Genomic DNA, 21,698 nt, shown 5'->3' on the forward strand with positions numbered 1-21,698 from the left:
CCAACTTACGTTTAAGAATGTTTGTGCGTGAACATGAAAGAAGTGTTAACAAATTTCGCACTTCTTCACATTACGTGTTAGGAGTCACGTCCTCTCCACTTCTGGATGATTTCGCAGATTCCACACATTGATGTAAAATAGAGAAATACCCGTGTGATTTAATTTACGGGGAGTGAAGGATGAATCTGGTATTATAGGAGGTTACACTGATGAATATTGTATCCATTGAACCAACACCCAGTCCAAATACGATGATGCTGCATCTCGATGAACGTCTGGAAGACGGAATTCGCAAAACATATACACTGGACAACGAACGATCCGCTCCGGCGTTCATTCGCCAGATGCTTCATATTCCCGGTGTAAAGAGTGTGTTCCACACGACAGACTTCGTGGCACTTGATCGTAAAGGGAATGCCGACTGGTCCGTTATCCTGGGCGAAGTCCAAAATCGCCTTGGACAACAAGGCATCGATCTCGACTGGATTGAATCCGAAGATGGTTCAGGCGAACACTTTGGGGAAGCACAGGTATTCGTCCAGTTCTTCCGTGGCGTACCCATGCAGATCAGGGTCAAGGCCGGCTCCAAGGAAGAACGAATCTCACTGTCCGACCGCTTTGTCAAAGCCGTAACGGAAGTCGCCAGTGCGACGATGATCAAAGAACGCAAACTGAGTGATTACGGTGTTCGATATGGAGAGTTACCCGACATCGCACGTGAAGTGGAGCAGGAATTGGAAGCGGCTTACCCTCCGGAACGACTGGAGCAGGTTATTCAACAAGCCATTGAACATGGTAGCAAATCCGAGGAGTTCGTCGAGCGCCGTCGCGAATTGGACGGAGTTGAGCTTGAAGAGGCTTTGCGGAGCGAGGACTGGAATGTTCGCTATGCGGCATTTGACGGCATGGAGCCTACAGCTGAAAGACTGCCTCTCGTAGCCCATGCCCTGCATGATAACAAAATGCAGATACGTCGCTTGGCCGTGGTATATCTGGGTGACATTCGCACACCGGAAGCGATGGAACTGCTGTATGAAGCGCTAAAGGACAGTTCTCCTGCGGTACGCCGTACTGCTGGTGACACCTTGTCCGACATCGGTGACCCTGCCGCCACTCCAGCTATGACAGCCACGTTATCCGATAAAAGTAAACTTGTACGCTGGCGTGCAGCACGTTTTCTCTATGAGGTCGGTACTGAAGAAGCTGAGCAAGCGTTGCGTGTTGCAGCTGATGATCCCGAATTTGAAGTCAGCCTGCAGGCCAAGATGGCTCTGGAGCGAATCGAATCGGGCGAACAGGCTGCCGGAACGGTATGGCAGCAGATGGCTGGCCGGAACAAGAAAGAGGAATAGTCATCCCTCAAACCTTACATCCAACAATTGTTATTGCACTGGAAAACCATGCGCGTTATACTGATTGTCTGTTTACTAAACAGGACACATCGTGTTAAGTTGTGTTGATCATAATTTCATAGACAATAGATACACCTCATCCATTGATGGTGAGGTAGAGGTCGCGGGTGCGATCAGTACGCTGAAGGAGGCGCTAAGGAGCCGCTTATGATATCAGCCGAAAGGTGTACCCGCCGAAGCTCACTGGACGTTCCTTATATGGTCCGGTGGGCTGGGGCTGCTGTCGAAAGGCGCAGAACTGTCACGGAAGTACATTTCCTTTATAAAAAGGTATGAATTCTTCTGTGTTGAGCTATCTTAATCATCTGGGACATGGTGCGGACATTGAAATATTAAAGACCGCAGGCTGATGCCTGTGGTCTTTTTGTTTATGAAGCAATTATCGCAAACATCAGTATATCGAATGAAGGAGTGTTTCCATGCAAGACCGCAGTAACCCAACAACAACAACAACAACTGGACCTTCCCTGAAAAAAGGATTACGCGCACGCCATATGACGATGATCGCCCTCGGTGGCTCGATTGGTACCGGGTTGTTTCTCGCAAGTGGCACCGCCATCTCAACCGCAGGCCCTGGTGGAGCATTAATTGCCTATGCGGCCGTTGGCATCATGGTCTATTTCCTCATGACCAGCCTTGGTGAGCTTGCTACCTTTATGCCGGACTCCGGTTCATTTAATACGTATGCCGCACGTTTTGTCGATCCTGCTCTCGGGTTCGCGATGGGCTGGAACTTCTGGTACAACTGGGCGGTAACCATTGCAGCAGAGCTTGCTGCCGCTACAGTCCTTATTAAATACTGGTTCCCCGACAGTTCATCCATGTTATGGAGCTTACTGTTCCTCGTACTGATCTTTGCCTTGAACGTCCTGTCTGTCAAAGGCTACGGGGAGTCCGAATACTGGTTTGCCATTATCAAAGTCGCTACTGTGATCATCTTCCTGGCTGTTGGTGTGCTCATGATCTTCGGTATTATGGGTGGAGAAGCGGTTGGTTTCAGCAACTTCACCATCGGTGATGCACCCATCCATGGCGGATTCTTCGCCGTGTTAGGCGTATTCATGGCTGCCGGATTCTCATTCCAGGGTACCGAGCTGATCGGGGTAGCTGCCGGGGAAAGTGAAAACCCGCGCGAAAATGTACCTCGTGCCATTCGTCAGGTATTCTGGCGCATTCTGATCTTTTACATTTTGGCGATTACCGTGATCAGTCTGATCATCCCGTATACTCATCCGAATCTGCTCAAAGGAGATCTGGAAAATATCGGTGTCAGCCCATTTACATTGGTGTTTGAAAAAGCAGGACTCGCCATTGCGGCTTCCGTCATGAACGCGGTTATTCTAACTTCCGTACTCTCTGCCGGTAACTCAGGCATGTATGCTTCAAGCCGGGTTCTCTATGCCCTTGCCCGAGACGGTAAAGCCCCTCGTTTCCTCGGTAAGCTGAACAAAAAGGGCATTCCGATGAATGCCTTGCTGCTGACAACAGCCGTTGGTATGTTGGCATTTCTTGCCTCCCTGTTCGGCGATGGCATTGTATATACCTGGTTGCTGAATGCATCCGGTATGTGCGGATTTATCACTTGGCTAGGTATCGCTATCAGTCACTATCGCTTCCGTCGTGCGTACGTTGCACAAGGCAGGGACTTGAACGATCTCCCTTACCGTGCACGTTGGTTCCCGTTTGGGCCGATCTTTGCTTTTGTCCTATGTATTATCGTAATCATTGGACAGAACTATCAGGCATTTACGGGTGACACGATTGACTGGAGTGGAGCCATCGTTGCCTACCTGAGCGTACCCCTGTTCCTGGTGTTATGGCTCGGTTACAAATGGATCAAAAAGACCAAAGTGGTGCCACTGAAGGAATGTGATTTCACACCTACCGATGCACCAGCTGATACGATTTAACTTCATAATAAAATATTAAAAAAAACTCCCCGTGGCGTTGCAGTTTTCCTACTGTAGCGAAACGGGGATATTTTTTTGTGACGGCCCCCTTCGAACATTCCTGTACCCCCTCGTCCTGTCGTCCCTGTCCATATTTTGTATAGGTCCGTAAGTAAAATAGAGAAAGGTATACTATTTTTCTTTGGACAACGGGAGTTGATGCATAATGAAAAAATTCTCTATCCTGATCATCCTGCTGGGCATCCTGATCATCAGCTTTCCTTTCCTGCGGGACACGTATTATGACTGGCAGCAAGCCCGTGTGATGAACGATCTGGAGCAATTGCAAGACGGCTTGTCCAAGCTGAATCACGCCTTCGAACAAGGCATACAGGATAAGGATACAGCTTCCGCCGAGCCAACTACTGACAATACAGATATAGTGCAAGAAGCATCTTCGGATACGTTGGGGGTACTCTCCATTGACAAAATTGATGTCCGCTTACCGATTTTGGAGGGTGCCACGGAGAACAACATGAAGGTAGCTGCAACCCATCTTGTCGAAACCACTAAGATTGGGAACAAGGGTAATGCCGCCATTGCCGCCCATCGCGCCCACAAAAAAGGACGACTGTTCAATCGTCTGGGAGAATTGCAGATTGGCGATTCAATGAAAGTCACCCTGGCAGATCAAACGATGATTCAATATAAGGTGGATCAGATCTCTGTTGTGGAGCCAAATGACTTATCTGTGCTGGAAGATCCCGGACTTGGACAGGTCCTTACCTTGATTACCTGTGACCCACTCGTCAATCCAACACATCGGCTAATTGTAAGAGCTATTGAAGTGAAACCGGAGGTTGCCGGATTTTAATCTTTTCTCAGGCTCAGCAGAAATAAATAAAACACCCTCTAGTATATTCACACGTTGACTCTGGGTCACATGTGAAAGCTAGAGGGTGTTTTTATCTAAATATAATTATCGGTTCCTGCATTACGTGCTGCGATCTAGCGCTGAAGCCGTTGTCTACGTCGGAAGTAAACGTATCCCAGACTACCCAATGCCATCAGCATCATGCCTGCCACAGTGAAAGCCCATGTGCTCTCTTCGCCTGTCTTCGGCAGCATTCCCTGTGATGCAGAGTTTCCGGTCTGCTGTGATACAGCATTCCCAGTCCCCTGGGATCCATCTGTATCCGTTCCAGCAGGAGGTGCCAGTGCACCATCCCCATCCGGTGTCTCTGTATCCCCCACTGGAGGTGCAGTGTCGTCACCGTTGGAGACGCCAGGTGAAGGAGGAGCAACTCCGTTATCTTCATCTGATGGAATTTCGGTTCCGTCTTCAGGTTCAGTAGGACCAGTAACAACTGTGCCTGGGATAGACGTTCCTGGTGTTTCCGGTCCCGGTGTTACTGGTTTCTCCGGATCTGGTGTTCCTCCTGTAGTAGGTGTTCCGGGATTATAAGGTCCACTCGATCCACCACCCGATACCGGGATAGCCTGATTTGTTTTTTCCACAACTACGGCTTCCGTTTGTGTATTCGTAATTTCAAATGGTATGGGTGTCGTGTCTAAGACATATCCGTTAGGTGCTTTTATTTCAACCAACTGATATTTATTGATATCCAGGTCTTTAAGTACAATTTCACCTTGTTGATTGGTTGTCAGTGTAGCTTCATCCAGGCCTGTTACCTTGTGGAACTCCCAATTCCCATTTGCATCCATCAATGCAGTCTGAGCCCGTAATTCAAACACTGCGCCTTGTAAATGCTGAGTTCGACTTGAATTGGTTTTAATCAATTTCACGGAACGATCATTTTCTTTATTTTCAATAGTCAATTGCGTTTCCGGTTTGATAATAGATACAAGCGTCTCCGGCTGTTCAATGACAAAACCTTCTGCCTTGGTCTCTACCAATGTATATGAGCCATAGGTTAATCCATCGAATTCAATGACCCCGTTCAGATCCGTTACTTTCGTATCAATGATCGCATTGGAGTGATCACGCAATTCGAATTCAACTCCACTTAATACGGATTGATCCTTCGCATTGACTTTGGTAACGACAAGTTTACCACCCGTCCCCATTTCATTCGTCTTCGTCAGTGAAATAATCTGAGTCTGCTTCTCTACAATGGTGAAGGGAATCGGGGTAGCATCCAACTGATAAAACTCGGGTGCCCCAACTTCGACCAGTTCATAATCCCCAGGCAAGAGATCCCCTTTGGCGATTTTCCCATCTTCCCCTGTCGTCAATTCGTCTATTTTCTCTCGGGTTACGTCATTGTTCAAGTACAATTCAAACGTTGCACCCTGGAGCTTCTTGGATGAGTCAATTGCATCTACCTTGGTTAATTCGAAGCCTTGACGAATCTTTTTATTTTCAATTTCAAAGGCGATATCCGCATCCTTGAATTCAATCGTTTTACCTGAGGCAGAGCCATACTCTGGATCAACCAAGTATCCTGCCGGTGCAGATAATTCTTTTAACGTATAAGGTACACCGTTCGTCAGATTGTTCAAACGATAGTTTCTGGAGCTTTCGACTACTCCGTTCTCATCCGTTGGTTTCAATGTTTCCAGGAGCGTAGTTCCAGACGCATTATAGATTGCGAATATCGCACCTTCCAGTGGAAGCCCTGTATCACTGACTTTGTGAATTCTAATCTTGCCCAGACCAGTGGAAGCTCCTCCACCCGCTCCAGCCAATGAAACTTTGATGCCTACCTGATTGCCTTCGCCCACCACTGAGGAAGACTGACCTGCGAATTCAACTTTATTCTCAATTCGAGCGCCATGATCGGCATTAATATAGGACTGATATTCCAGAATGAATGCCGTATGGATATCTTTGTTGAAGGTGAAGGTAAATGTATTGCCTTCCACGATCAATTCATAATCAGCCGGATCAACCAGTCCAGCTTTGTTGGATACATTGCCTGAATTGTTAGCAGGCAGGTTCGTTGCATATAATTTCAATGAATCGGCCAATAAAATTTGGTTCTCCGACAAGGTATCCGTTAATGATGTACCCGCTGGAACATAAGATTGACTTGGATTGATGTTTACCGTCCATGATGCTTTATCCGTTGTACCGATCTGTTGACCTGTTTTTTGTACATACACACCACCGTGAGCTGGCGTGACGCTCGCTGATCTGTTAAAGCGCTCTTCACCGCCCTCACCATCGGTTAGTACAGCCTGGTTGGCATACGTGCCTTCGACGGAATAAGGTCCATCCAGGCTCGTTTGATACTGAATGCGATAAGCTGTTTTGCCGATTTTACCCAGATCCAATGCAAAACCTTTACCGTCCGTGTTCAGCTGGAATTGTCCATCTGTCAGCGTAACCTCGCCACCGATTGCAGTAACATTATTTTCTCCCTGCAATACCAGCTCATGAACCTTCAATGAACCATCTACAAAAGATTGGTTACCCGTGTAGGCATCCTTGAGGATGGCTTCGTGTATATCGAACAAGTTGTAGTTTACATCAATTGTCCACGTGATCGTTTTGTCTTTGGCGCTGTATTCGCCCTTCTTGTTACCATTCTGAATGGTGTACTCCTGCGGTTTGACCATCGCCGATTTGGTAATCGCTGTCTGTGCTACATCGGACTCTTCCCAATTAATCTTGGCCGAGTTGCGATATTCATTATCCGTTGGCATACCTGCCGTCGGATCAAAAACTGTCGTGTAGGTAATAACATGTTCCGTGTTAATAGTAACGCCGTCCTTCAGGCGAACGGAGAATCCTTTTTCATACGTTGGATCTGCCGGGTCTGGAGTCAGTTCAAAGTCGTCTTTATTAACACCACTAATTTGCAGACTACCCGGAATTAGCTTCATGTGTTTACCTTCGTAATTGTCGGTAATGAAGATATCCGTCATGTCCTGCAAATCACGGTTCAACACCAGCTGCCATTCGATTTCTTTTGTGTTGAAGTTTTCACTTTTTACGCTTTTGGCAAAAATGACTTCCTGAATGTCTTTCCGGCCTGTTTTTGAAGTGCCATCATACATGTTCACTGTGTTCGTAATGGTGTCATTCGTATAAACACGATGAATGGATTGCGTGGCATATTCGATCTCATAGGCCTTGTTAATGTCGTTCTTAAAATGCAATCTGAAGCCGTCATCAAATCCTGTATTTATCGCTTCAAGTGTGTACTCATTTGCGTTGATTAACGTCCGATTCGAAGCGGCTCCACTTGCATTAATGTCCACTTGGTACACGTTGACGGAATTGTTGATCAGTTGCTGCTTGGCCGTATCAAAACGGTCTTCAATCCATGCATTCGCTTGCATAATTTCTTGCTGATTATAGTTATATTGCACTTTCCATGTGATCGTCTGTGTCACTGGATCATACGCACTATCTTGCCCTGACTTGTTCAAAGGCTCATTAAAGCTCACTCGAACTCGGCCAATATCTGTTTCGTCGTGCTCGCTCTGATCCGTTGTAAGCGCAAACTGGTTTTGATACTCGACGTTGGTGAACGGAGCAGTGGTTGGTGCTTTAACACTCGTCGTATAGGTTACACGATAGGCCTTATCTGTGTCTCCTAATACAATTGGAAACTGTGGTTCGGTTTTAACGACTGGACCTTCTTTTACAGATCCATTCAATTGCACTTCCAATTCGCGAATTTCGATATTTCCCTTGAGTTCCAGATTTGCTGGAAAAGTATCTGTAAGAACCGCATCTTTCAATGCCTTCTCACCCTGGTTAAAGTCTACGGTCCATATAATTTCATCCGAGTTAAAGTTGTTTTTGTTCGCGCTTCCCGATTTCTTCAACTTATCTATGGCTGTGTTGGCAAAATGCACATTAATGATGCCCTGCCCCACAGAGCTAAAGTCTATCTGTTGTTTCAATCCATCTTCCATCTTGCTCTCATCAAACTTGATCCACACATAGAAGTTGCCTTCCAGCTGCGCATGCTCGATCAGTTCATTAAAGGTAAAGATGATTGTACCATCTGGATTCACCACATACTCCCCAACACCGCCATCCAGATCCCCTTTAAGCTGTGATCCTATGATGAATTTATCGGGCAAGTTGAAGGTGTACGTGGAACCATCACTGTAGTTGTGGGTGTCATTTGTAAGTCCCCATGTAAAAACGACAGCCACCTCATCCTGAACACGTGGACGAATATCCTCAATCTTATCGCCTTTGATTTCAATCGTTCCGTTTCCATTGTCTTGCGGTGCCTGATTGTACATCTGCACACTGGTAATTAATTGATCTGTAATTACCGGACCTGCAGCTGCACCAAGCAGATGCATCGTGTTATCCTCCTGATCTTCGGGAGTACTGGCATCCTTATCTTCTACCGGAATGGCAGGATCTTCTTTCACTTCTCCCGAACCTGCCGAATCGTCTTCTACCGCTGTATCGCTCATTGCACTGGCTGGCAAATTAGTTAATTCATCCTGAGCATGCATCGTTGGTGTAAATATCCAACCCTGCATCATTTGCGTGACCAGCAACAGAGCAATGATCACTATGCTCACTTTTTTCCTCATTTTTTGCATATCCTCCTCGTACGTAGTGTTGGCATGCGCCGAAGAATAGAATAGCAAAGCGACATATACAAAAAATAGACAACACTAAAACCCTCGTCGTTGAACACAAATTGAATGCAAAAAAGGACACTCCTCAAGCGGAGCATCCTGCTAAAAACGTCGGTTATAACGTCCAGTTAATTTTGACACGCAGATCTGTGGTACCTTCCATCTTGGACACATAGTAGGATATCGACTTCATACCAAGCTGGTACAAATCCTGCAAATCTTCAATCAGTCCAGCCTCCGTACCCTTGTACCTGAATGTGAGCGAGGTTCCACCTTCCTTCAGTGTACTTTGAACCTTGGTCTTCAGCGCAGCATGGCCTTTAACCGCATCCTGTTCATCATACAGGGAATAGTCCAGAGCATGGTACAGCTTCTGATAAGCGGCTTTTTTGCTATCTCCGGCCTTCACCAGCTTCAATAAAGCTTCCCGATACGGGGCTGGTGCAGCAGGGTACTTGCTTTTGCCTGTCCAGATATGGTCACGTGCCATCTCATCATCGCTCAGCAAATAATAGCTGTGGCTTACCTTACCTTTCCGGTCAGGGGTAGGATCATCCCAGGTGGTGTCCATGTGATACCACTTGCCATCCAGGTTCACGATATTCCAGGCATGAAGCTGTCCCCCTGCAGTACCTTCCACAATCCGGTTATCGATACCTACTCGCTCCAGCATACGATAAGCCAGCAATGAGTATCCCTGACAGACGGTACTGCCTGTAACAAGCCCATCGTAAGCCGTATATTTCTTGAGCGAAGTATCGTAGGAAAGGTTAAGCACAATCCAATCATGGACGACTTTGACCTTCTCATGATCCGTCATGCCGGGTTTGATGATTTCTTTCAACACATTCGTGACTTTACGATTCACATAATCGGTCTGTTCCTTGGTCTCCCGGTAGGAGAGCGTCACATGGACTTCGGCGGATACATTGGAGCCTTTATAATTAAATGCATAACTTTTAACGGTATATTGGATATAGGGGTCACTCTTCATTGCCTCATCGATGGAGGTTTGTAATTGTTTTTTGAGGCCCTTCACATTGCCTTTGTATGTAAAAACAAGTTCCTCCGTCCGCTGTGACATTGCGGTAAGCAAGGTCTGGCGCAAATCCGTTGCCGTGGATATATCCGTTGTTCCTGATGCAGCATACAGTTGATCCAGATCAACCGTACGTGGTAACGCTACAGCAATCAGACAGCCTGCCAGCAGTATGGTGATAATTCGTTTCCCGTTCTTACCCATGAAAGGAACCCACCCTTCTTTGCAAAGTTCTCACGCCCTATTGTATCACAAAAGGCTCTGTCGTCATTCTTCTATATAATTTCAACTAAAAATATTTACACTAACACTCCGATGCCAGAACAACTTTCCGATCGCTGTTATCCCCAGATTTTTTGATTCTTTTTTCAAATGGGGAAAATCCGGTGATAGCATATGCTTCCGATGCAGCTTTCTTTCAGAAAGCTTTTAGGCGCACGCTTCGCTTCCTCAAGTTATTTCTGCCCTCTCCGTTATCGTGTAAATGTTTAGTTGAACTTATATAATTTTTGTAAAATCAAAAGAGACCTTCTATGGAAGGTCTCTTTGATCTTCAGTTCAATGAACCCGTTATCTTCAGCTTATGATTCACACGGGCATAATATGAGTGATATCTCGTCTAATACAGACGATTACCGCTCATAAACGTATCTGTCTTGCCTTGAAGCTTCGCCAGCCGTTCCAATACCTGTGATGCTTCAGCTACGGTCACTTTGCGTGCAGGCATGAATCGTCCTTCAATCGAAGGAAGCAATCCCAGCTTCAAACTCAGGGAAACAGCCCCTTTACTCGAGATGGCACTGGCATCCGCGATGTTGGGAAGATCCGATGGCAACGTGTAGAATCCAGCCAGCTTCTCATAGCGTAAAATACGTACAAGCAGCACTGCCAATTCTTCACGCGTCATCTCTTCCTGCGGGTTCAGATTCTGCTCAGGGTCCGCTCCGGCAAGCCAGCGTTGATCGATTAACACCTTGATTGCCTTATAATACGGGCTATCAGGTGTCACATCAGCGTATAGCTTGTCTTCTCCGTCCCCACTGTAGTACAGATCCATATTGGGATTAATCGCTCTTGCCAGATAGTTAAACCAATCTCCTCGGGTGATCACACGATCCGGGAATACACGTCCCTGCTCATCTGCAAGCAATACGCCATGCTGTGTCATATTGCGGAGAGCTGCTTCGGCCACATGACCCAAGATATCCGTAGGTTCAGCCTTGGCTGCAGAGCTGGTGTCTCCATATAAAAGCGTCCACTTTCCTGTGTTCGCATCGAGTGCTTCATAGTTACCATATATTGCATTTTCATCACGTGTAGGCATGTAAGCTAGCTTTACTCCCACCGGGATAACTTCACCACTATTCGTACTCCATCCACCGTAACGGGAATAGGCAAGAATCAGCTTGAACTCCTCCAGATAGATTGCCTTGGCCTCTTCATAACTGATGGCTGGCTTAACATCTGCCGGCAATTGTTCAGGCGTTGCCGCAATACGTGTATAGAACTCGTTAATCGTACCGTTGTTCAGCACCTGTACTTGTGCGGTATCATCCTTAACCGGAATCCCGTTAAGATAACGCTGGAACAAAAATGTACGTGCACCGTCTACCTCAATAACGTTACCAAGTCGGAACTGCTCCGTTGCATCTGGAATTAGCGCAATGACTGTGTTCATCGCCAGTTTCTCCGCCTGCTTCCGCGTTACGGTACTTCCTTCCTTCTCTACAGCCGGCTTCTCCTGTTCCATCTCCGGTCCCATTCGTTGCATCATCGTATAACTGTAGATCTGTCCAGTGACTGCATCGACCTGTGCTGAGATATCCCGCATAAACATATAGGACATATTGGCACTTCGATCACTCCAGCTCAGGCTCCATACCTGATTGTTCGGACTTGAGTAATTTCCCTTGCTCAACTGGCTATGTTCCAGCTTGTAACCCTTTGGAATATCAAAGTTCGTTGCGACCCGATTGGCGGCCTGCTGAACATTTAATCGTGTACCAGTGGCCGGGACAAAAGGAGTCACATCGCCTTTCAACTTCGTATCCTGCTGTAAAGAGTTCTCATCTACAGCTTTACCTGTTAATGTATTAATCCGTTCCAACGTATTGGCTTCAATCGGAACGATACTGATCTCTTTCGGTGTATATGCAAGGTAGTACTGCTGACCCTGTTTGGAAGATAGACGATCTTTGGAGATATAAGCCAGTTCCACATCGAACTGTTCTTCAAACTGCTGTCTGGCCTTCTCTTCTGAAGCTGCCGGTTTCGATGAGGGATACTTGGCTGCGGTAGTACCTCGCGAGTAGCCTGTCACCAAACCACTTTCGTCCACATTGATGTAGACCGTCTCTGCGTCAGATAACAATCCGCCATGTTTTAACTGGTAACCATATCGATACTCTGTTCTGCCAAACAATGACTGTTGTTCGATAGAAGAATACAGATCTCCAAGCGGAGCATATTCATTGTCCTTAAGACCTGGAATCGCTTGATACAACAATGCCACGGCCTTTTCTTCGGCTTCCGCTTTGGTTAGCTTCACATCCGATTCCGAGATATGTTTATCCATGACATCCGATGGCAAATGTACACTTAGCACTTCCCCTGTGCCTGCATGTACAGTCGCACCGAATCCTGATGTATGATTGCCTTGGGTAATCTGGAATCCAATCTCCCATGCCTTGTAGTCGGGCGGTGGATAGGAATTAGATGCATCGAATCGTGCAGATGAGATCGTTGCCTTTTTCAACAATGGAAATAATTTAAGTATATTTTCACTGGCTTGCCTGGATGAGATTTTCGCTCCCTCCGGCACGTCATTGCTGGTTGCGTCTAGTTGTTCATTTTCCCCCGTTGTCGCTTCGTTCACCTGCTCTGCTTGCGCGGCTGATGCGCTGCCTGCAAAACCTGGTGTTTGCGAAGCAAGCAGCAGTGTTGCCATCGCTGCAGTTGTTGCTTTGGTTGCGAACATTTTGATACGTACGTTGAACTTCCAATTCAAACTCAAATCTGGACCTCTCCCTTCAATTTCATACAAAGAAGCATAACAAATAACCTCGCATGAATATTGCCAGTCTATTCTATGATACCATAAGCTTCCTTTTTAATCGTCGTTTTCCGGGTAATTTTACAATTGTGAATTTTTGCATATTGCCCATAAAAGCAAAAAAACGCCAACCACGTTGGCGTTTTTTTGGATAGCCTGCACACATATGTAGGCTGAATCTACCCTGTTAACTACTCACTTTAGACGAATCGTTCGGCTTCGCCTGACAGTGGACATGGGTTTTTAAAAAGGGAATAACGGTATCCCAGAAGGCGGGATCTTCCTCGGAACAACTGTGTCCTCCGCTGTTGACCCATAGATGTTCCACAGGTGGATCGGCTTTGGACATAAAATATTCAAGCTCACTCGGAGGAATGAAATTATCTCCCTTGGAGTGCACCATCAGCATCGGCAGTTGCATGCCCCTGCGCCGTTCATTCAGCATCATTACCGGATCACGCTGACGATAGGATTTCAGAGATTCACCCAGTCGCCAGAACCAGATTCTCGGAATTAACTGGGCCAGTGGAAACAAGGGCAGATGTCGGCGTCTTAGCTCCGAACTGACGATAACCTCAAATTGCGATGGCATTGAATCCGTAATCACTGCTGATACAGGAATTCCTTCTGTCACAGCAAGAATTGTACCCAGTCCACCCAGAGAATGTCCAAGCACTCCAAGGGCATCGGCATCAATCTCTGGTCGTGCAGTCGTATACTGCAACGCCGCGAGCAGATCATCCCGGAACAGGTAGGCAGATGCAGCACGAACCGGATCACTGGCCCCATGACTGCGGACATCATACATAAACAAAGCATATCCCGCTTCCCAGATCGGTCTTGCATAACGAAGAACACGGGAGCGATTGGAGCCCCAGCCATGTGCAATAATAACGAGCGGCCATGGTTTCGGAATGTCGGCTCTGGCCGGGATGAACCAGCCATGCACCCGACCTCCCCCGCTGTCAAAGGTCACATCCTCAAATGGCATTGGAGGTGTCAGGGTGATGGGGATTTTCTTGGGCGTTTGGCTCTTTACCGCCGCCTTCCATAATCCACCTGCCGTTACTGCGGCCACGGCGAGCATGCCGCCTATCATTGTTTTAGCTTTCACAGGGCATCTCTCCTCTCCGAATTCTGGCATACATCCATCATAAAGCAATAGAATGAACGGCACGTTAAACGACATGGGTTTTTATGATAAAGATTGATTCAAAAATAATCTAAAGGCACCCTTATATATACCCAAATATACATATTTCTCATCTGATACTGTAGTCTAGGCTTTAGCTGCTTCCACAAATCTCCGTGCACATGCTGCAATCTGCTCATAATCTCCTGCTATAAGGGCTTCTCGTGGCAAAAGTGCACTTCCCAGACCCACTGCAGCTGCGCCCGCTGCATAATAATCAGCAACATTCTCCAATGTGGCACCACCTGTTGCCAACAGAGGAATATGGTTCAGTGGAGCTTTGATCTCCCGCAGATACGGAATACCCAGACTTGCCATCGGAAACAGCTTCACAACTCGCGCTCCCGCTTCATGGGCAGCGACAATTTCCGTGGGTGTCATGGCTCCAGGCCAGATCTCGACACCATGTTCTACAGCATATTCAATGACAGAGAGATCGACATTGGGAGACACCAGAAATTGTGCACCTGCAGCGACTGCTTCCTTCGCCATCTGCACATTCAGTACTGTACCCGCTCCAACGTAAGCCTTTCCTTCATGCTGTTCCCGCCAGTCTGCAATAATATCATGTGCTCCAGGTGTGTTCAGTGTGACTTCCATCAGTCGGATTCCACCACTTGTCATACCTTGTCCAGCTGTTACTGCCGCTTCACGGCTAATACCGCGCACAATCGCGACCAGCCTTGATTCCAATAATACTTCCGTGAGATTCATATCCAATTCCCCTTGCTTCATCAATTCGGCAGCCGAAGACAGGTAATCATGTTCACCGCTTTTCCGTTATTCATTATTGTAAAGCATATCCTCCCCTGGATGAAATACATTAATCCATTACTGAAGTAAGTCCGAATTCGAGAGATACTATGAAATGATTGCATTTCAACGTAAAAATACCTCTTCATGGAAATGGGGCTGATTCACCCATTCAATTCCACGAAAGAGGCATCATTGCATTGCTAACGAAATACTAAGCATTTTCCAATACGTTATCCTTCTCCAAATCTTTAAAGTAACGATCGTTATATAACATGCTCGGATGTGTTGGATGATAGGCAAGTGCGATATCATTATGTTCCCGGGCCTTGGCACGATTACCCATCCGGTCATAACAGACACAGAGTTGAAGATGCGGCATCCAGGTCCAGGCTGCTTCATTCAGCACCACCATAGGATCGTCAGGACGTACGGCGCGAGTCGCCTGTTCGTACCAGAACAGGGCTTTGCGATAATCTTCACGGTCGGCAAAATAACCACCCAATCGACAGCAGATCTCGGCTCTTGGCAAATCATAGGCAAACGATCGGAACAACGCTGTTACTTCCTGTTCCGATCGTTTAAGTGCGGCTTCGCAATCTGCAATTTTTTGGCAAGCAGCAATCTGATCTTCCACCCAACCCAGCCCGGTGTCCAGAAACTTTTCGTAGTACTTCACCGCATCCTCATGCTGTCCATGGTCCTTCAGTTCATTACCGAAATAGTACAAGTCACGCGGTCCGAATTCCTCTCCGGCCTGTTCTCTTTTGCGATAGATCCGCAGATTCCGATCGGTATACTCCTTATCTTTCTTATGAGTAACCGCAATATCACTATGCAGCAGATTGCCCGCTACAGCCAGATATTCATGTACCGCGCCAATCCAGCGAAATTGTCGGTCCCGACGCACCAGGCGATTCCGGCGCAGACTGTAGGCGACCTTGCCATCTGCCGTGAATGACAGATTGTAATCCATCGTGACACTATCGACATCCGGGTCCAGCGAACGTTTCAAGGCGATCAGTTTCGCCCGATCTTCCAGTTCGAACACATCGTCGGCATCCAGCCAGAGAATATATTCGCTCTTCGCCTGATCGAAAGCAAAGTTACGTGCTGCTGCAAAATCATCCACCCATTCAAAATCAACGATACGATCCGTATATCTGGCAGCAATCTGACGGGTACGATCCGTCGAGCCGGTATCAACGATTACAATCTCATCGGCAATACCGTTAACCGAGTCCAGGCATCTGGCGAGGGAAGCTTCTTCATTTTTCACAATCATACACAGAGTAATACTGATCGTCTCTTCGCCACGTCTGGCCCTCCGATTAAAAGCAGCTACCCCCGGCAGTTCAGACAAACGATAGATATGGTACGCCGGGAAATGAGTATCAACGAACAAACGAAAACCCATTGCCTGAGCACGGATGCAAAAATGACGATCTTCACCCCAGAAGGATACATTTGGAATCTGGTCATAGGAAACTCCTGCTGCCAGCACATTTTTGCGAATAAGGGTACATGCCCCTAGCCCTCCAACTTCGTAACAACCCGGGATCCGCAGCTGATTCAGAAAAGCAGTCGTTTGTGTGCCCTCATCCTCCGCCTCGGTTCCGTCTAATGTTTTGCCACCGCGGCGATACAATGCATACTCATCTTGCAACCATACCTGTGGCATTTCCCTGGCATCCGGCTGCCAGCGGGTCCAAAAGATATTGGATACAATGTCTTTGCCACTCGATACAAGTTGCTCCAGCGTCCGTGGATGCAGCACCAAATCAGAATCAATCAGAAAGACCGCATCGTAGTTGTTGTCGCGTGCATATTGCAATATGCGATTTTTCAAACCAGCTACACGCCAAATCTGCTCACCCTGCCAATAGTGTCCTCCCTCATCCTTGGTGTACACCCCTTTATTGTCAGGACTACCGCTGCCATGTTCATCTGCTTGAATTACCGTTCCCTCATGCTGAAGCACAAATTCATGCAATATATTCGATGCGGCCTCTTCCACGTTATCGTCCACAAACAGATAGTCCGTCTTCACCGTTGTTCGTTCCAGTGCATGCAGAGAATCCAGAAATTCACGGAGTACCGGGGTTGTCTGGCGAACCGGGCTGGCAATCAGTACTCTCTCCTGACCAAGCGCTTCATGCTTTTCCGATTGGCGGGTTTCCTGCGATTTTGCAGAACGTCTGGACGGTGTATGGTTGCTCTGGCTCTCTTTCTCGTTTGGATGTTGGCTTTGATGTTGGTTCTCATGTTGCTTCTCTTTCTGATTCTCATTTTCTTTGGCGTTCGGCTCCATTTGAGGTTTGCATTCTTCTTGCAATGTGTGTAATGGGTCTTTCTTCAACGTGTTCACTCCCCTCTCCTTATTCGAGCCATGCCAACAGTCGTGGCTCTTGATCCAATATCGATTCGTACTGTTCCTTCCAACCATATCTTGCTTCAGGGTCCAGTGCTTGATAACGTTCATATTTGCGGATACGGTCTTCTTCGCGCGCCCAGCCATAATGCTTCACCCGCGGAGCATGACATCCATAGGACCAGTGCTGAATCGTTAACGGAAAACGCCCACAATGCTGGGGTGTCTCCTTCCATTCGTAGTTCATCCCCGGGTGATACCGAATCAGAAATGGCCGATAATAGGCATGCGCCTGCCAGAACTCATCTTCCCGGTAATGCGTCTCACTCCACATATCAAACAATCTGAAATAGATCACATCTTCATTGCCACGGAGCAGCAGATCTCGTAACACCCCAAAGTCACTGGTTAGAATCTCATCCGCATCCAGATTCAAAATCCACTCCGGATCGGTCGCCACTGTCTCTTCCCATTGTTGTTTCCTCAGGCTTACCTCATCTGCAAAACGTGAAGCTGCGTTCTCTACCAATACGAGTGGAATACCGTCCAGAAGTTCCCGACACATCGCAACCGTTCCATCCGTGCTTCCGTCATCAATGATTACCGCTCGATCAATCCAGGGGCGATGTGTCTCCAAAGCCTGCCTGAGATAACGATTCTCCTCATTACGAACGATCATCGATAAGGTGATATGTGGTCTTCCATGCTCCTTATGTTCATCCAAAGCTTCACCCCCACGCTCAAACTTCCACCTATTAAAATCGTCAAACTCCCGATGTCTGGACAGATCACAACCCTCTATTCTCAATCTATGCAGAGCCGGAATGCGGATATGCAGCCAAGGAAACCTTTCATGGGGTTAATCTTAATGAACGACAAAAAAGCACCCGCCTTCGCGGATGCTTTTCAAAAGATTAATGTAGTGAAGTTAATGAATTAACGGTATTCAGCCAAACGATCATTGAGACTACGTGTCTGTCCATAGACTTCCTGGTACAGTGCAAATAGTCCATCATAGATGGCAACCGTTTCCGGGTTCGGTTCATAGGACTTTGCTGGACGAATAAACGCCGTTGCACATTCCTGCAAGGACGGGAACCAGCCACAGCCATAGGCAGCCAGCATCGCTGCACCCATCGCAGGACCCTGTTCGCTCTCCAGCTTCACAATCGTGGCGTTAAAGACATCTGCCTGCATTTGCAACCAGGCTTCATTTTTGGCACCACCACCAATGGAGATGACTTCATTGACAGTTTTACCTGCACCGCGCAGAATATCAATGGACTCGCGCAGGGAGAAGGTAATGCCCTCCATTACCGCACGTCCAAAGTGCTCCAGCTTGTGTCCCGCATCCATACCGATGAAACTGCCACGGATATTCGCATCCGGATGAGGTGTACGCTCCCCAACGATATAAGGTGTGAACAACAATCCGTTGCTGCCTGCCGGAATCTGATCAATGCCCTGCAAGAGCACATCAAATGATTTGTCCGCGGCAAACGTATCCTTGAACCAGGACAGGCTATATCCTGCGGCAAGCGTTACCCCCATAATATAGAAGGCATCTTTCTCCCCGTGATTAAAAAAGTGGACTTTGCCTTCGAAGTCGAGATCTTTGCGCTCTTCGTAGGAAAGCACAACCCCGGAGGTTCCGATGCTGCACATCGTCTGTCCTTCACTCAGAATGCCTGCGCCAATGGCACCACACGCATTGTCCGCACCACCTGCGTATACTTTCGTCGCAGTCGCCAGACCCGTTTGATCCGCAATCTCAGGCAACAAGGTGCCCACTTCCTCAAACGATTCCACAAGACGTGGACATAGAGAGATCGGCAGCTCGAATGCTTCTGCAATCTCATTGCTCCACTGCTTGCCTGCAACGTCCAGCAACAAGGTGCCCGCTGCATCGGAATAGTCCATGGCGTAATCCCCTGTCAGGCGATAACGCACATAGTCTTTCGGCAACAGGAACAAGGATGCTTGCTGCAGCAATTCAGGCTCGTTCTCCTGAACCCACAGAATTTTGGGCAAGGTAAAACCTTCAAGTGCACGGTTCCGGGCAATGCTTAACAGCTTGCCATCCAATACTTTTTCGATTCGGCGGCACTGAGCTGTTGTGCGTGTATCGTTCCACAGGATTGCGTTACGCAGTGGTTTACCTTCTGCATCCACCAAGACCAGTCCATGCATCTGGCCGGAGAAGCTCAACCCCTCGATTTCGGAAGGCTGAACGCCAGACACTTCAAGCAATTTACGCAGGGAAACAATGGTCTGCTCTACCCAATCTTCGGGATTTTGTTCACTGTATCCAGCCTTGGGCTGATACAACGGGTACGCCTCGGATGCTTCAAATGCCACTTTCCCTTCACGATTGACCAGCACAGTTTTCACCGCACTCGTTCCTAAATCGACGCCAATTACGTAACTCATAGGTTAACTCCTCTCGTTTATCACAAATTATATCCACGAAAGATCCAAACACGCATGAAACTCACTCCGTGATCAGAAAACCCTTGGATCGCCGTTACCCCCAGATTTCCTTTAATCCCTTTAGCAAGGGAGAAATCCGGTGATAAATGCGAACGCTTCACTTCCTCGGGTCCTTTCTGCTCACTCCGTTCTGCATGCATGATCCTGGACACACATGGATATGAAACGAGTAAAAACTACTCGTTTCTGTAGCAAATAAATTGATCCAATGACCTTGATTCGTCATTGGTTATAACATTTATATCAAAACAGTAAAAAACCACATTGTTTGTTTAATCAAAAAACCGCCCCCGCCTTCCCAGGGGAAAGTCGGGGACGGTCCGAATGTCATGCTTGTTCAGGCGTTCCGTGGTACAAGCTAATCTTGTGAATAGACTGGCTCGGATACTCATGTCCAACGACTATGTATAACCATCGATGGTCGACTTGCATCCAGCCTGCCTTACCCACTATTAGTCAGCCAGGATGTACTGGTTGAGTTGTGCTCTCAGCAATTCCTGACGTCCGGATTGGTTTTTGCGTGGGCTTTCATTGTTCAATGCATACTCAGCAAGGGAAGCCAGTGTTGCTTTACCTGCAACCACATCTGCACCAATGCCTTCGCTGAAGCTGCTGTAACGTTTTTCGATGAAGTCATCAAATACGCGATCTTCAATCAGTTTTGCTGCTACTTTCAGACCTTTGGCATACGTATCCATACCTGCGATGTGTGCCAGGAACAGATCATCTGCTTCAAAGGAACCACGACGTACTTTCGCGTCAAAGTTCACACCACCACGGCCGATACCGCCGTTTTTCAATACTTCATACATCGTCAATGTCGCATCGTACATATCAACTGGGAACTCATCCGTATCCCAACCAATCAGCATATCACCTTGGTTCGCATCGAGGGAACCGAGCATGCCGTTGGTACGAGCAACGCGGATTTCGTGATCGAATGTATGACCAGCCAGTGTAGCGTGGTTTGCTTCCAGGTTGAGTTTGAAGTGTTTGTCCAAACCGTATTTTTGCAAGAAAGCAATGGAAGTTGCTGCATCATAGTCATATTGGTGTTTCGTTGGCTCTTTTGGTTTAGGCTCGATCAGGAATTGTGCGTCAAAGCCAATTTCCTTCGCGTAGTCTACAGCCATATGGAACATGCGAGCAATGTTATCTTGCTCCAGTTGCATGTCTGTGTTCAGCAATGTGTCGTAACCTTCACGACCGCCCCAGAATACATAGTTTTCAGCGCCCAGACGTTTACCCACTTCCAGACCTTTCTTGATCTGTGCTGCAGCATGAGCATACACGTCTGCGTTACAAGTCGAAGCTGCACCAAACATGAAGCGTGGGTTCGAGAACATGTTCGCTGTGTTCCAGAGCAGTTTTTTGCCGCTGGATTTCATGTGATCTTCAATCAGATCAACGATTGTATCGATGTTGCTGTAGAACTCGCGCAGGTTGTTGCCTTCTGGTGCGATGTCCACATCGTGGAAACAGAAGAACGGAAGATTCATTTTTTCCAAAAATTCAAATGCCGCTTCCACGCGAACTTTCGCGAGGTCCAGACCCGAGTATTTATCCCACGAACGAACAGCTGTCTCCGCACCGAACGGGTCACTGCCGCCTGCAGTTAATGTATGCCAGTAAGCCATGCCGAAACGGAAATGTTCTTCCATCGATTTGCCGGCTACCACTTCTTCTGGATTATAATGTTTAAAAGCAAAAGGATTCTTGGAATCTTTACCTTCGAATGAAATTTTATTAACGGATTCAAAATAGGCCATGTGTAAAATGCCTCCTCAATAGTTTTAAGAAATCGTTTACACCGTTATCCTATCACATCGAATTTACTTTGTCTATTGGTTAAACAAAGTAAAATAAAATTGTTTTTTACATGTTTGTTTACGCTATAATAGTCGAATAACTTGTTTCGGA

The 21,698-nt window shown here is 47.2% G+C and carries 12 protein-coding genes, 1 pseudogene and 1 riboswitch; of the genes and pseudogenes, 3 read left to right on the forward strand and 10 right to left on the reverse strand.

Features of this window, described 5'->3' with window-relative positions; genetic code table 11:
* Window positions 1-209: 209 nt before the first annotated feature.
* The 3 genes from MHH93_RS19585 to MHH93_RS19595 all read left to right on the forward strand — a co-directional run bounded on the left by MHH93_RS19585 (window position 210) and on the right by MHH93_RS19595 (window position 4,175).
* On the forward strand, window positions 210-1,352 hold the full coding sequence (locus MHH93_RS19585; RefSeq protein WP_500055378.1) for a virulence factor: 1,143 nt from the start codon (window positions 210-212) through the stop codon (window positions 1,350-1,352).
* 147 nt (window positions 1,353-1,499) lie between these two features.
* A riboswitch (Lysine riboswitch) is annotated at window positions 1,500-1,715 on the forward strand.
* 116 nt (window positions 1,716-1,831) lie between these two features.
* Entirely contained in the window at window positions 1,832-3,322 is a 1,491-nt protein-coding gene (locus MHH93_RS19590) for an amino acid permease (RefSeq protein ID WP_500055379.1), read from the forward strand.
* A gap of 205 nt (window positions 3,323-3,527) precedes the next feature.
* On the forward strand, window positions 3,528-4,175 hold the full coding sequence (locus MHH93_RS19595) for a class D sortase (protein WP_500055380.1): 648 nt from the start codon (window positions 3,528-3,530) through the stop codon (window positions 4,173-4,175).
* 134 nt (window positions 4,176-4,309) lie between these two features.
* On the opposite strand, the gene MHH93_RS19600 is transcribed toward MHH93_RS19595, so the two are convergent.
* The 10 genes and pseudogenes from MHH93_RS19600 to xylA all read right to left on the reverse strand — a co-directional run bounded on the left by MHH93_RS19600 (window position 4,310) and on the right by xylA (window position 21,547).
* A complete protein-coding gene (locus tag MHH93_RS19600; protein ID WP_500055381.1) occupies window positions 4,310-8,833 on the reverse strand; it encodes a SpaA isopeptide-forming pilin-related protein in 4,524 nt (1,507 codons plus the stop codon).
* 163 nt (window positions 8,834-8,996) lie between these two features.
* Window positions 8,997-10,124 carry a transglutaminase domain-containing protein gene (locus tag MHH93_RS19605; protein WP_500055382.1) on the reverse strand — a complete coding sequence of 376 codons (1,128 nt, stop codon included), beginning with the start codon at window positions 10,122-10,124 and terminating at the stop codon, window positions 8,997-8,999.
* 415 nt (window positions 10,125-10,539) lie between these two features.
* Window positions 10,540-12,933 (reverse strand): S-layer homology domain-containing protein, encoded by a 2,394-nt coding sequence (locus tag MHH93_RS19610; RefSeq protein WP_500055383.1) that lies wholly within the window; start codon window positions 12,931-12,933, stop codon window positions 10,540-10,542.
* 226 nt (window positions 12,934-13,159) lie between these two features.
* Complete coding sequence (locus MHH93_RS19615) at window positions 13,160-14,086, reverse strand: alpha/beta hydrolase (protein ID WP_500055384.1); 927 nt, start codon at window positions 14,084-14,086, stop codon at window positions 13,160-13,162.
* A 165-nt stretch (window positions 14,087-14,251) separates the two neighbouring features.
* Window positions 14,252-14,878, reverse strand: a complete 627-nt coding sequence (locus MHH93_RS19620) for a bifunctional 4-hydroxy-2-oxoglutarate aldolase/2-dehydro-3-deoxy-phosphogluconate aldolase (RefSeq protein ID WP_500055385.1) — start codon at window positions 14,876-14,878, stop codon at window positions 14,252-14,254.
* 253 nt (window positions 14,879-15,131) lie between these two features.
* Window positions 15,132-16,202, reverse strand: a complete 1,071-nt coding sequence (locus tag MHH93_RS19625) for a glycosyltransferase family 2 protein (RefSeq protein WP_500055496.1) — start codon at window positions 16,200-16,202, stop codon at window positions 15,132-15,134.
* 441 nt (window positions 16,203-16,643) lie between these two features.
* Window positions 16,644-17,399 (reverse strand): annotated as a pseudogene (locus MHH93_RS19630) (glycosyltransferase family 2 protein); the annotation flags it as partial.
* On the reverse strand, window positions 17,296-18,012 hold the full coding sequence (locus MHH93_RS19635; RefSeq protein WP_500055386.1) for a glycosyltransferase: 717 nt from the start codon (window positions 18,010-18,012) through the stop codon (window positions 17,296-17,298). The gene MHH93_RS19635 and the pseudogene MHH93_RS19630, both read right to left, overlap by 104 nt.
* A 212-nt stretch (window positions 18,013-18,224) precedes the next feature.
* Window positions 18,225-19,718 carry a xylulokinase gene (gene xylB / locus MHH93_RS19640; protein WP_500055387.1) on the reverse strand — a complete coding sequence of 498 codons (1,494 nt, stop codon included), beginning with the start codon at window positions 19,716-19,718 and terminating at the stop codon, window positions 18,225-18,227.
* A 512-nt stretch (window positions 19,719-20,230) separates the two neighbouring features.
* Window positions 20,231-21,547 carry a xylose isomerase gene (gene xylA, locus MHH93_RS19645; protein ID WP_091019299.1) on the reverse strand — a complete coding sequence of 439 codons (1,317 nt, stop codon included), beginning with the start codon at window positions 21,545-21,547 and terminating at the stop codon, window positions 20,231-20,233.
* Window positions 21,548-21,698 lie beyond the last annotated feature (151 nt).

Source organism: Priestia sp. FSL H7-0729, assembly GCF_038005685.1.
Classification (GTDB): domain Bacteria; phylum Bacillota; class Bacilli; order Paenibacillales; family Paenibacillaceae; genus Paenibacillus.